This is a genomic window from Acinetobacter sp. YH12100, assembly GCF_013419135.1.
Classification (GTDB): domain Bacteria; phylum Pseudomonadota; class Gammaproteobacteria; order Pseudomonadales; family Moraxellaceae; genus Acinetobacter; species Acinetobacter pseudolwoffii.
Genome location: NZ_VPAQ01000008.1, coordinates 49,434 through 61,759 on the forward strand (window position 1 = coordinate 49,434; position 12,326 = coordinate 61,759).

The 12,326-nt window shown below is 43.5% G+C and carries 15 protein-coding genes; 5 read left to right on the forward strand and 10 right to left on the reverse strand.

Annotated elements, in window-relative coordinates:
• Positions 1-248: 248 nt before the first annotated feature.
• Positions 249-1,373: a hypothetical protein gene (locus tag FTU40_RS07185; protein WP_100357335.1), complete on the forward strand. Its 1,125-nt coding sequence runs from the start codon at positions 249-251 to the stop codon at positions 1,371-1,373.
• A gap of 111 nt (positions 1,374-1,484) precedes the next feature.
• Here FTU40_RS07185 and FTU40_RS07190 read toward each other — a convergent pair whose 3' ends face one another.
• From FTU40_RS07190 to FTU40_RS07205, 4 genes are all read right to left on the reverse strand, one after another.
• Positions 1,485-2,924 carry an amino acid permease gene (locus tag FTU40_RS07190; protein ID WP_180040292.1) on the reverse strand — a complete coding sequence of 480 codons (1,440 nt, stop codon included), beginning with the start codon at positions 2,922-2,924 and terminating at the stop codon, positions 1,485-1,487.
• 151 nt (positions 2,925-3,075) lie between these two features.
• Positions 3,076-3,438 (reverse strand): RidA family protein, encoded by a 363-nt coding sequence (locus FTU40_RS07195; RefSeq protein WP_159138579.1) that lies wholly within the window; start codon positions 3,436-3,438, stop codon positions 3,076-3,078.
• A 45-nt stretch (positions 3,439-3,483) separates the two neighbouring features.
• On the reverse strand, positions 3,484-4,596 hold the full coding sequence (gene alr / locus FTU40_RS07200; RefSeq protein WP_180040294.1) for an alanine racemase: 1,113 nt from the start codon (positions 4,594-4,596) through the stop codon (positions 3,484-3,486).
• Positions 4,597-4,619: 23 nt separating this feature from the next.
• Complete coding sequence (locus FTU40_RS07205) at positions 4,620-5,879, reverse strand: D-amino acid dehydrogenase (protein ID WP_180040296.1); 1,260 nt, start codon at positions 5,877-5,879, stop codon at positions 4,620-4,622.
• 138 nt (positions 5,880-6,017) lie between these two features.
• On the opposite strand from FTU40_RS07205, the gene FTU40_RS07210 reads away from it, so the two are divergent.
• Entirely contained in the window at positions 6,018-6,485 is a 468-nt protein-coding gene (locus tag FTU40_RS07210) for an Lrp/AsnC ligand binding domain-containing protein (RefSeq protein WP_005095994.1), read from the forward strand.
• Between the two features lie 110 nt (positions 6,486-6,595).
• Here FTU40_RS07210 and lysM read toward each other — a convergent pair whose 3' ends face one another.
• From lysM to FTU40_RS07240, 6 genes are all read right to left on the reverse strand, one after another.
• Complete coding sequence (gene lysM, locus FTU40_RS07215) at positions 6,596-7,093, reverse strand: peptidoglycan-binding protein LysM (RefSeq protein ID WP_005095992.1); 498 nt, start codon at positions 7,091-7,093, stop codon at positions 6,596-6,598.
• A gap of 185 nt (positions 7,094-7,278) precedes the next feature.
• Positions 7,279-7,515, reverse strand: coding sequence for an acyl carrier protein (gene acpP, locus FTU40_RS07220; RefSeq protein ID WP_004646101.1), 237 nt, complete (start codon positions 7,513-7,515; stop codon positions 7,279-7,281).
• An 83-nt stretch (positions 7,516-7,598) separates the two neighbouring features.
• Positions 7,599-8,333, reverse strand: coding sequence for a 3-oxoacyl-ACP reductase FabG (gene fabG / locus FTU40_RS07225; RefSeq protein WP_180040298.1), 735 nt, complete (start codon positions 8,331-8,333; stop codon positions 7,599-7,601).
• Positions 8,330-9,316 (reverse strand): ACP S-malonyltransferase, encoded by a 987-nt coding sequence (gene fabD, locus FTU40_RS07230; RefSeq protein ID WP_180040300.1) that lies wholly within the window; start codon positions 9,314-9,316, stop codon positions 8,330-8,332. Before fabD ends, fabG begins: the two co-directional genes overlap by 4 nt.
• A gap of 222 nt (positions 9,317-9,538) precedes the next feature.
• A complete protein-coding gene (gene rpmF, locus FTU40_RS07235) occupies positions 9,539-9,721 on the reverse strand; it encodes a 50S ribosomal protein L32 (RefSeq protein ID WP_004279227.1) in 183 nt (60 codons plus the stop codon).
• Positions 9,722-9,798: 77 nt separating this feature from the next.
• Positions 9,799-10,356, reverse strand: coding sequence for a DUF177 domain-containing protein (locus FTU40_RS07240; protein ID WP_074384127.1), 558 nt, complete (start codon positions 10,354-10,356; stop codon positions 9,799-9,801).
• 97 nt (positions 10,357-10,453) lie between these two features.
• On the opposite strand from FTU40_RS07240, the gene FTU40_RS07245 reads away from it, so the two are divergent.
• From FTU40_RS07245 to FTU40_RS07255, 3 genes are all read left to right on the forward strand, one after another.
• On the forward strand, positions 10,454-11,116 hold the full coding sequence (locus tag FTU40_RS07245; protein WP_005095983.1) for an elongation factor P hydroxylase: 663 nt from the start codon (positions 10,454-10,456) through the stop codon (positions 11,114-11,116).
• An 87-nt stretch (positions 11,117-11,203) separates the two neighbouring features.
• A complete protein-coding gene (locus FTU40_RS07250; RefSeq protein ID WP_005095982.1) occupies positions 11,204-11,821 on the forward strand; it encodes an L-threonylcarbamoyladenylate synthase in 618 nt (205 codons plus the stop codon).
• Between the two features lie 41 nt (positions 11,822-11,862).
• Positions 11,863-12,147, forward strand: a complete 285-nt coding sequence (locus FTU40_RS07255) for a hypothetical protein (protein WP_005095980.1) — start codon at positions 11,863-11,865, stop codon at positions 12,145-12,147.
• Positions 12,148-12,326 lie beyond the last annotated feature (179 nt).

The window sequence follows — 12,326 nt, forward strand, 5'->3', positions numbered from 1 at the left end:
AGTTTGTGTCTTGGAAATGACTGCACTATACATAACTCTTCCTCTTTTTGAGAAAATTACCTGTATTTTGAAAACTTGATTACTTTATTTTTATTCAATTTTTAATATAATATCTTAAAAATCAAAATACTATAAAAATGAAATCAGACTCATGTACACAATAAAAAAAGAGTAATCTGGATATTTCTGAACGGATTCTTTCCTTTAGCTAACACAAAAACAAGATCATGAAAAATAAAAGGTCAATTATGCAGAACTTTCCATCCGCAGAAATTAAAACAGCCTCAACACCTGAAGCTCAAAAATTATATTCAGATGCTGTGAAAAACTTTAAAAAATTGCATGGCCCAAAGCTTAAGCTTCATCAAAAAATAAAAGCTCGCTTTCATTGGATTTTTGCTATTGGCGCGATTTATCTTGTATGGAATTCTAATAATCCACAACTAACTATTTCTGTACTTTTTCTTGGGCTGTTTACATTAAATGAAATAGAGGGTTTGTATCTATGGCTATATGCTCGAAAAACACGAAAACAATATTCCGACCAATACCTCAAGACATTTGGCAAGATCACCAAAGTTTCAAAATATGATCCCAAATTAAAGCAGCTTAATATTGAACTTAAATTTTATGATTTAAAAAATGAAACCCATAAAAAGACTTTTAATATTCGCTATCCCGATTTCTTAATTTTACAACCCATAGAAGTTAAACCTGAACAACTTGTAGGTCAATCAGTTGAAGTGTGCCTTACACCTGATTTAGCTCTTATTTTACAAATACGTGCTTATCATCCCAACCCTGACGAATTGCCAATTTTCACCCATAATTTCCACAAACACCCACTGTGGCAACGGCATGAAAATTATCTACTGCACCCAAGTTATTTTTATCCAGAATCCATGTTATCGATTCATTTTATCCGCAATGAATACGCTGGAAATTTTCAGCTTGTCTTTCAAGATTTGAATCAGGATTTTAGTGTTAGCACAGCATCACCAAGTTTAGAGCAGATCGAAAATTATATTTTTGCCTCATATTCGGATTTTTTTATGAAGCATGATGCCTTACAGCCCGCTTATAGTGAATACCGACAACTTAAGTTTAGCAATGAGCCAATAAAAATCGAATTGTGGAAAAATCAGACTAAACCAATGTCAAATCAGGAAATTCAAGTCGTTGTAAAACAAAAAAAGAAACGTGTATTGGTATGGATAATCCCGTGTTTGCTCATCATCCTTTTATCATCTTTGTTTGTTTCGCCAGTAGCAAGGGTTGCATTATTTATTCTATGTATTTATACCTGTTTAATTTATTTCGAATATACATCCAATCAAAGTAAATTTTATCAGCGCTGTGTTCCTCAACTTTAATTATCTGAATGATGATTTGGCTTTTTTAGAAAATAGAGGAAGGATGATTCACAAATTATTCTGCTTACAATAAAAAAATCCCCGATCAGTCGGGGATTTTTTTGAGCTATTTCATTGTGTTTCTAATGCCGCTTTTCTCGCGGCTGCGACACGCGGCCGATACAGTACATAATAAGTTACTGCCAAAATAATCAACCATAATGGACTGATTTTTAATGCATTGAATGTATCTGGCTCCAAACTTAAAATGACCAGAGCGAAAGCCAGAAAAGTTAGTACGATATAGCTCATCCATACCCCGCCCGGCATTTTAAAGGTGGAGTTGGCATGCTGTTCAGGGCGTAATTTACGGTAGCGTAGATAACACACCATAATTAAGCTCCAAATACTAATAAACAAAATCACGCACAGCGACGTCGCTAAAGTAAAAGCTTCCAGGGTATTGGGCACAAAGTACTGCAAAGCTGCACCAGCCATAATAAAGGCACATGAGAACATTAAACCCTTGGCTGGTACAGAACGTTTCGATAGATGCGCCAAAGCGGCAGGTGCCTGTTGACCACGCGCCAATCCGAAAAGCATACGACTGGTGGAGAATACACCACTATTCATGGAAGACATGACGGATGACAAAACCACCAGATTCATGATGATCGCCGCCGCACCAATACCGGCATGCATGAATAAGCTGACAAAAGGACTTTGATCCGCAGGAATTTTAGCCCATGGAGTCACTGACATCACTACAAACAATGACAACACATAGAACAAGATAATACGCGTTGGAATTGCATTGACGGCTTTGGGTAAATTTTTCTCAGGATCTTTGGTTTCAGCTGCCATCGTACCGAGCAATTCCACACCGACAAAGGCGAATAAGGCAATCTGGAAGCCTGCCAGAAAGCCATCCGCACCTTTGGGGAACATACCACCCGACCAGACATGGCTAAAGCTTGCAGTACTGCCATCTGGTGCCTGAAACTGGTTCAACACCATAAAGCCGCCAATAAAGATCAGGCCTAAAATGGCTAAAATCTTAATCAGGGCAAACCAGAATTCAATTTCACCAAACAGTTTGACCGTCAGCAAGTTCAAACCCAGAACCAGCAACACACAGCCGACACTGATCAATGCCTGCCCGATGGGGGTAAAGGCCACACCCTCGGGTAACCAGAAACTCAAATAATTAATAATCGCTGCTAAATCAGCAATCCCGACCAGAACCCAACCGAGCCAATAAGACCAGCCAATATAATAGGCCGCGCCCGGACCAATCAGGTCGCGCGCCATATCAATAAATGATTTGTAATGTAAATTAGCCAATAATATCTCACCCAATGCGCGCATCAGGAAGAAAAACATAAAGCCAATAATTATATAAATAAATAAAATTGAAGGGCCGGCCAAAGAGATAGTTTTACCCGATCCCATAAATAAACCGGTACCAATTGCACCACCAATGGCAATTAACTGCAGATGCCGATTGGACAGCTTGCGTTGTAGCTCATGTTGCGACGGCGCTGCGTCATCTTTAGCGGATGTTGTATTCATGTTTAGTTCCTTTTTTGCATCAGACCCTTGCCCATCTGATCGGATTTCTTCCTGAAATCCTGAATGCAGATGAAGTTCCATTTAAAAAGCTAAATGACCGGATCTGATGTCCTTACAAAATTAAGTTGGGAGATATAAAAACCAAAACAACTCAAGCCTGTGCTGCAATCACTGCAATTTCAATCAGCCAGTCAGGATTGACCAGATCTGCCTGAATGGTGGCACGTGCCGGAGTTCCCTGTCCTTGCAACCAGTGAATCCAGATCTGGTTCACGGTTTGAAAATCTTCCAGATTTTTCACAAATAGTTGTGCCGACAGCAGTCGGCTTTTGTCTGTTCCTGCCAGCTTGAGCAGCTGATCAATTTTCGTCAGCACTTCCTGCGTTTGACCGCTAATATCCTGACGGGTGCTATCCGGCACCTGCCCTGATAAATACACGGTCTGGTTGTGAATGGTGACAGCACTCATGACCTGATTGCTGTTAATACGCTGGATATCGGTGTGTTCCATCATCATATGTCCTCTCAATTTCTTCCGTTATTTGGTCAATATTTAGTTTTAGCTTTCGATCCGAACCGGTACACGAGCCGTAATCGCACACATCAATTCATAGCCTACGGTTCCTGAACCGGCCGCGACCTCATCAATTGATAAAATTTCACCTTGCGAAGATTTCCCCCAAAGCACCACTTCACTCCCCACAGTCGCCTGAGGGACAGCGGTCAGATCGACGGTAAGCATATCCATACTGACCCGACCAAGAACTTGAGTTCGCACTGAATCCACCAGAACTGGTGTACCTGTGGCTGAAATGCGCTGATACCCATCGGCATATCCACACGCCACTACACCAATGCGCATCGCCTGCTCCGCAACGAAGTTAGAACCATAACCCACACTTTCATCAGCCTGAATATACTGAATCGCAATGATTTCACTGCGCAGGCTCATGCCGGGCTGCAAATTCCAGTCATCAATAGTATGGTCAGGATAGTCAGGCGAACTGCCATACAGCATGATGCCACTACGCACAATGTCGGATTGAATATGGTGATGATGGCGCAGGATGGCTGCACTATTACTGACAGAAGTTTTCCCTGCTAAGGGTTCAATGATTTGCGTGAACATTGAATATTGATAATCAATGCCGTTCTGGCCAAAGCGCTGACCATCTGCATCGGAAAAATGCGTCATATGGCTAACTGAGCGCACATTGCCCACTGCCTGGACTTGCTTAAAAATATCCGTATATTCGTGGGCCTGAAAACCCAAACGGTTCATACCGCTGTTAAGTTTTAAGTACACATCAAATTTTGCGTCTGGATTGATCTGCTGAAACTGCGTTAACCAGGTGATTTGATGCTGGCTATGTAGACTAAAACTTAAATCTAATGCAGCACAGACGTCTAAATCGTCTACAGCAAAAATTCCTTCGAGCAGTAAAATTTTGCCCTGCCAACCGAGCGCACGCAGACGCTGCGCTTCAGCCAAATCCAGCAAGGCAAAACCATCGGCTGATTGAAATACTGAATAGACTCGCTCAATACCATGACCATAGGCATTGGCTTTAACCACAGCATAGACTTCGGCATTTGGCGCTGCGGCTTTGGCGATCTTCAGGTTATGCTGCAATGCATCTAAGTGCACCACAGCTTGAATTGGGCGTGGCATAGCTTCTTCCTTGAAACAGCAATTTAGGCCGCGTGTGAATAACGTCCGAGTGAAAGTCCTTCAGTGCTGATTTCGGTTTTATGATTCAACACAATGTCACTGATTAACTTGCCCGAACCACAGGCCATGGTCCAACCCAGGGTGCCATGTCCAGTATTCAGGAACAGATTTTTAAAACGCGTTACACCAATAATCGGGGTACTGTCTGGGGTCATTGGACGTAAACCGGTCCAGAAACTCGCTTCTGCCAGATCCCCGCCTGGGAACAATTCCTGAGTGACCATTTCCAGAGTGGCACGGCGATTGTCTTTCAAATTGTGGTTAAATCCACTTAGTTCGGCCATGCCGCCAACACGGATCCGCTGGTCAAAACGCGTAATGGCAATTTTATAGGTTTCATCCAGCACCGTAGATTGTGGTGCAAAGTTGGCATCAACAATTGGAATGGTCAGTGAATAGCCTTTGACTGGATAAACCGGCAAATCCAGATTCAAAGGTTTTAAGAAATCACGCGAATAACTACCGAATGCCAATACATATTTATCAGCCGTCAGCACTTCACCATTGACCACGACACCCTTAATTTCATCGCCTTCAATCACCAAACGCTCAACATTTTGGTTAAATTTAAACTGCACGCCCAATTCTTTGGCAACATTGGCTAAGGCATTGGTAAATAAATAACAGTCGCCTGTCTCATCATTGGGTAAATGCAAGCCGCCCACCAGTTTATCCTGGGCATGTGCTAGGGCTGGCTCAACTTTGGCCAGATCAGCGCCCAACAACAATTCATGCGGTACGCCGCATTCTCGCAATACCGCAATATCACGTTGCACCATCTCTAATTGCGCTTCGTTACGAAAGACTTGCAAAGTACCTTTAGAACGGTGCTCATAGCTGATCCCGGTTTCTTTACGCAATTCACGTAAACAGTCACGGCTATATTCAGCCACACGAGTCATACGTTCTTTGTTAATCGCATAGCTGGCTGGATTACAGTTTTTCAGCATTTGTGCCATCCAGTTCAACTGCCACATACTGCCATCTAAATTAATGGCCAAAGGTGCATGATGCTGGAACATCCATTTCACTGCTTTAAATGGAATGCCCGGTGCTGCCCATGGCGTCGAATAGCCCGGAGAAATTTGTCCGGCATTGCCAAAACTGGTTTCTTCAGCCGGCCCGGTTTGACGGTCGAGCACTTTAACTTCTGCACCCTGCTGCGCCAGATAGTAGGCACTCGCCACACCGATTACACCACTGCCTAAGACCAAAACGCGCATCTTACTACCCTCAAATTTTTCTAGTTGATTTAACTAGTATATTTTTGGATCAATAGTGAATTTAACTATATTGAGACGATATATTTAGTGAAATAAACATTTTTTTCGGGCAGAATTAAAAAAAAGAGGGAAATATTGATGCGTAAATTAGACCGCATTGATCGCATGATTCTGGATATCTTGCAACGCGATGGCCGGATTGCCATTAGTGAGCTGGCAGCACGTGTGAACCTGTCAACCACACCCTGTTCAGAACGGGTAAAACGGCTGGAGCGCGAAGGCATTATCATGGGTTATTACGCGCGCTTAAATCCGGAACTGCTAGAACGCAATTTGCTGGTCTTTCTGGAGATTAAGCTTTCTGCAAAATCGGGTGATGTATTTGATCAGGTGGCGCGTAATCTGACCGAAATTCCAGAAGTACTGGAATGTCATTTGATTTCCGGTGACTTTGATTATCTGGTCAAGGCACGTCTCAAAGAGATGAGTGCCTATCGGCGTCTGTTAGGCGATTTGCTAAAAAAATTACCTGCTTCTGCTTCCTCACATAGTTATGTGGTCATGGAGGAAGTAAAAGAAAGTCTCTATCTGGATCTTGGCGGGTAATTATTTTTATCTTTCAACATTCAGCGCTCAAGCTGTTTCTAAAAAAATAATGCCCCAAATGGGGCATTATGGTGAACAAGATATTTAGATATTTATTTTCGACTTAAAAATCAGGCCGGAATACGCAATACCTGTCCCGGGAAAATATCATCAGCATCTTTGAGCAATGGGCGATTGGCCTCAAAGATCTTATTGTACTGATTGGCATCACCATAAAATTCTTTCGAGATTTTTGACAAGCTATCCCCCGATTTTACCGTATAGAATTTGCTTTCCGGTTCAGGGCTGCTGACCGTAAGCTGATCATCCACTTTGGCCACATGATCAATATTCCCCACCGCCAGAATAATTTTTTCACGATCGGCCTGACTTTGCACCTGACCTCTGACCGTGGCCAGATCCGAGGTTGAATTATAACTGATGGATAAACCAGTGATCGGAAGACCCAGACCTTTTACATGACCAAGTAATTTATTTGCGACTTCTTGGGCAGAAGGCTCTGCGGGCTGTGCTGCTGCGGCTGGAGTAGTATTTGCTGGTGCGGCCTGCGGCTCTGCGGCAGCTGTATTTTTCTTACCGATACCTTTTACAAAATCAAAAAGACCCATATGGAACTCCATTCTTGTCGTTAATGTCATATCACTCTTATTTTTATAATGAAAATAGCCAAGGCATAGTTAGTCATTGGTGACAGAAAGGTAATCGATTGTAAAATTTCCATTTAGGTGAAAAGCAGACACAAAAAAACCACCGAGAGGGTGGTCTTTATGCTCAGCAAAGCTGAAATCGGCGATTAACCCAGTTTCTTAGAAACATAGTCAATTGCAGATTGAACAGTTGTGATTTCGTTAGAATCTTCATCAGGAATCGTGATGTCGAAATCATTTTCGAAAGACATAACCAGTTCAACTAGATCTAGAGAATCTGCACCTAAGTCATCCATGAAAGACGCTTCGTTTTTAATCTCTTCGATTTTGATACCAAGTTGTTCTGCAACTGCTTGCTTAACACGTTGTTCGATATCGCTCACAGGAATTCTCCTCATTGCTTGTGGCGTTTTTAATGCCGTTAGTTTAATTGAATCTAAAAAATTTGGAAAGTTTATACTTGAGCTTAGCTCATGTATAAGCCCCCATTTACATGCATAACTGTACCAGTAATGTAACTGGCTTTGTCTGAAGCCAGGAAACTTACAGCATTTGCGATATCTTGTGGGTTACCCAAACGGTTTAACGCCACTTGCTCAGTCATTTTTTTACGAATTTCTTCGCTTAACTGTTCCGTCATTTCAGTTGCAATAAAGCCTGGTGCGACCGAGTTAACCGTAATCTGACGGCTACCCATTTCTTTGGCCAAACTACGACTGAAGGCTTCAATTCCGGCTTTGGCAGCAGAATAGTTGGCCTGCCCCGGGTTGGCAAAGTGTGCCACCACAGAGCTGATGTTGATGATGCGTCCGAAACGTGCCTTGGTCATGCCTTTCAGCACACGTTTAGACAGACGGTAAACGGCTTTCAGGTGAATATTTAAAATATCATCCCAGTCATCTTCAGACATGCGAAGCAATAAGTTGTCTTTGGTAATACCGGCATTATTAACCAACGCCAGCACTGGACCATAGTTCTGTTCGATCTCCGTCACCAGTGCATCAATCGCAGCACCATCACGTACATCTAAAACTTTGCCCGCACCATTTTCAGCAAACTGTGCAGATAATTTTTCAGCGCCCGCTTCAGAGGTCGCAGTACCCACGACAAAATAACCATCTTGAATAAGTTGCGCTGCAATCGCGGCACCAATACCACGACTTGCACCTGTTACTAAGGCAACTTTACGTTCCTGTGTCATGCAATCTTCCCTTCTGCCACCAATACAACATTCAAGGCATCTTCCATACGAGATTTCGTATCTAAAGGAAGTGCTTTTTCGATATTCGGTAAGCGTTTCGCCAAGTTACTCAATACATTGCCCGGACCACATTCAACGATGTACTGAATGCCTTCATCTTGAAGGAATTGCAGGGTTTTGGTCCATTGTACTGATTCATAAAGTTGCGCTGTTAAAGCCTGACGCAATGCAGGGACATCAGCCGCAGCTTCAGCGCCTACATTTTGTAATACAGGAATGCATGGCAGCTCAATGGCGGTTTGTTCCAATGCAGGCGCAAACTGTTCTGCCGCAGGTTTCATCAGTGAACAATGCGATGGAACCGATACCGGCAATGCAATCGCCTTAGCGCTATTTTCTTTGGCCAGTGCCATCACTGCTTCAACGCGATCTTTATTGCCTGCAACCACAACCTGCCCTTGGGCATTGTAGTTTGCCGCTTCAACAGAACCTTCACCTGCTGCAGTTGCCTGTGCACACAGCTCAATCACTTTGGCATCATCCAGACCTAAAATAGCAGCCATTGCACCGACACCCTGAGGTACAGCCGTCTGCATCAGTTTACCGCGCAGGTTGACCAGTTTGACTGCATCACCCAGGCTTAGGCTACCCGCTGCCACCAGCGCGCTGTACTCACCCAGTGAATGGCCTGCCAGATATTTCGGTGCCACACCACCAGATTCCAGCCACACGCGCCACAAGGCAATACTTGCAGTCAGCAATACCGGCTGGGTAAATTCAGTTTGATTTAAGTTTTCGCCAGTTTGCGCAATCTGCCACAAATCGAAGCCGACAGCTTCAGAGGCTTCTGCAAATGTCTCGCGAATAGCAGAAAACTGCTCTGCAAGTTCAGCCAGCATGCCGGCTTTTTGTGAGCCTTGACCTGGAAATACAAATGCAGTTTTCGTTGCTTGTGCTGCTTGTTCGAGTTGTGTCGCAGACATAATAAAATCCTTTCATTCAAGAGGTGTCATCTTCAGTTGTAGCAAGAAGACTGGCCAATAAAGCCACCTAAATCATTGTGGAGCGCAATTTAGCATGTAATTTTGCTGGCGGTAATTGCCAAATACAACAAAAAACCGATGCAAGCAAAAATCAAGGACAAAAAAAAGGGAGCTAAATGCTCCCATTTTTTCTACTAAGCTTGACGCTTAATACATCATCAATTATTCAGCAGATGCTTTAGCGAATAATTGACGACCACGGTAGATACCATCTTTAGATACGTGGTGACGACGGTGAGTCTCGCCAGTAGCTTGGTCTACAGTTAATGCATTCTCGGTTAAAGCGTCATGTGAACGGCGCATGTCACGGCGAGAGCGACTTTTACGGTTTTGCTGAACGGCCATGATGGCTCCTTACAAAGATCGAAAAAATGGATCAGAACAAATTCGATTGTCTTATACACAAGAGTATAACACAAAAATTAGTTAAGTTTACCCTTCAGAGCTGCCAAAACATCAAACGGATTATCTCGTTTTTCTTCGACAACTTCTTCTATGGCAGGCTGATGCTTATGTTCGCAAAACTCATGTTTAGGCGACAACGGCACCAACAATAACAGTTCATCTTCTATCAGCGCGAGCAAATCAGCGGTCGCAGGTGCATCATAGTCACCTTTGGTCGTTGCTTCACTTTCACCTAGGACGATGAAATCAGCATCCTCATCCAAGCGCTCTATCAGTGACTCATCATCCACAAGTGCCAAATGGAACGATGAAACCAGTTCAATCTCTACAGTTTCCAGACAACGCTGGCATTCCATAGGAACTTTTGTTTCAACGTGACCATCTAGCCATGCAATACGATGATAGGCATCCATTGATAGCTTACAGTCTATGTTAATCAATTGATCATCAATTGATCCAACAGCTTCACGAGCGATACGAACAAAGCGGGATAAAGGCAGTTGACCTGACCATTTAAAGCCCTGTTCAGCCCATTTAAACGGCTCAATCTGTGCCGGAAAGGTATTTGCTGACATAATTAAGGCGGCAATTCTACAAATTCATCAGTACTCTGTCAAAGATTAAGATACAATTTTGTACTTATTTCGACAGACCATTTGGGTAACTCAAGTCATGCATCTGTTGCAGCCGCAAACAGAAGTGAATGTTTCATCACTCGTTAGCACAATTCCAAGCCTTGATTCTGACAGTTCAACACAACAAGTGCAACTCTCGCCATGGACGAATTTATCGTCAGAAGCGCAGCAGGTGGACTGGCTCATCTTACACTTTAATCACTGGTTTTCCCATTTAAATGTGACTTTAGTCCGTGGCGAATTTGAACCTGAATATTTTCCTGCCGATGCCGATACTCCTGCCCGGATTCAGTTTGCACATGGATTCTTTAATAGTGCCTTGCATGAAATCAGCCATTGGACAATTGCCGGGGATAAACGCCGGGAACTTCCGGATCTTGGTTACTGGTATGCCCCGGATGGGCGTACAGCCGAACAACAAGCGCTGTTTGAACAGGTAGAAATTAAACCGCAGGCAATCGAGTGGATGTTTGCCCAGGCCTTTGGGCGTAAATTTCGGGTGTCGCTGGATAACCTGACTGGTGACGGCGGTGACGGAACCCGCTTTAAAGATCATGTCTATGCACAAGTGCAGGCTTATTTTCGTGGTGAGGCAAAATTGCCACGGGATGCACAACGCTTTATTCAATGTATCTGTGCCTGTAGCAGAGGTGGCAAAAGTTTACAATCTGATGAATTTATACGTGAAATGCTTGATTAAATTACACAAATCTACCTTTTTGGGGATTGCCAGACGCTGCCTGAGCGCCACATAATAAGCCATCAGCCCAAGCTTGGAGTAGCCTCTATGCTGCATTTACGCGTACACCCCGATAACCCGCAACCGCGCTTAATCAGTCAGGCGGTAGAACGAATCCGTGCTGGCGATGTGGTGGTCTATCCCACGGATGCTGCCTATGCGATTGGTTGCCAGATTGGGAATAAAAGTGCCATGGAACGCATTGCGCAGATTCGCGGACTTGGCCCAAAACATCAATATGCAATTTTGTGCTGTGATTTATCCGATATTGCCACCTATGCCAAAGTGGACAATGCCATGTATCGCTTACTCAAAAACAATACACCAGCAGTCACCACTTTTATTTTACCGGCCACCAGTGAAGTGCCGAAACGCTTGATGCATCCCAAAAAGAAAACCATTGGCCTGCGCATTCCGAGCAATCCGGTGTGTCAGATGCTGCTCAAAGAACTGGGTGAGCCTCTCTTGACCTCTACCCTGATTTTGCCGGACCAGACCGATCCGCTGGATGATCCTTTTGAGATTGAAATGCAATTGGGCAAACGCATTGATGTGTTTATCGATAGCGGTTTAGGTACATTAAGCACCACCTCGATTATTGATTTATCTGGTGATCATCCAGAAATTATTCGTCGTGGCGTGGGTGATGTCAGCGCATTTGAATAAAGAATGCCATCTTATTTCCAGCCGACTGCAGGAGTCAGTCTATGGATTTATTTTATATCCTGCTGAATCAGCATGAATTCTCTGCCCAATATTGTATCTATGCAGAACTGCCTTGGACACTTCAATCCAGGGCCATCATGATCGAAGCATATCCTTCGCCCAGTCCCACTCTAAACATTGATGCTACTGAATATCAGTTTTTCATGAATTTGGCTTTGCTTCGACAGCTATTACAGATCTATTCAAGCCAGAACCTATGCTTGGCAGAGACTTGCCAACGTATGATTGAGTTTGCACTGAGTGAATATCCTTCCTCACCGCGCTGAAGTTCTTAGCACTCAGATAGGTATTAATCATATCGCAGGATACTAAAACAGATACTAAAACATGGATATGGTCATAGCTTCCACCCGTAACACATTGACTCTTTGCCCCGCTTATCTGGCTGTTTTTTTGGGGCCTTCTTTTAAATTGCAAATAAATTCCATTATTTTTTCAAGTTTTT